Raw genomic sequence first — 440 nt, forward strand, 5'->3', positions numbered from 1 at the left:
CGGGTACGCCGACCACGACCGGGCAGCGGTTCGCACCCCGCGAAGTGCCCGGTGGCGATGCGGTCGCCTTCGTCAACAACGGTCTCCGCAACCGCCCCCAGCGCCACCAGGTCCGGGTGCGGATGACCGCACCCGCGGCCGACGTCGAGGCCTACATGGGCCGGTGGGGAACGGTCGAGGCGACCGGCGACACCTGCGTGATGACGATGAACACCGACAGCCTCGACTGGCCGGTGATGGTCCTCGCGAACCTCGACTGCGACTTCACCGTCGAGGAGCCCGCGGAGCTCGTCGAGGTGCTCGCCCGGGTCGGCCGGCGCTTCACGAGCGCCACGTCCTGACGGCACCGCCCTGGCGGAATGAGTCGTATGCTCGTTGATTGAAGGGAAGCCGATGAAGTCCGTACGCCGGAGCATCGCCGGCCTCGTCACCGTCGCTCT

General features: G+C 69.5%; 1 protein-coding gene. It reads left to right on the forward strand.

Annotated features, from left to right (window positions below; translation table 11 throughout):
* A partial coding sequence (locus ACOADB_RS01855; protein WP_378596209.1) for a WYL domain-containing protein occupies positions 1–341 on the forward strand: 341 nt, incomplete at its 5' end.
* Positions 342–440: the final 99 nt, after the last annotated feature.

Source organism: Nocardioides sp. CPCC 206348, assembly GCF_048654705.1.
Lineage (GTDB): Bacteria > Actinomycetota > Actinomycetes > Propionibacteriales > Nocardioidaceae > Nocardioides.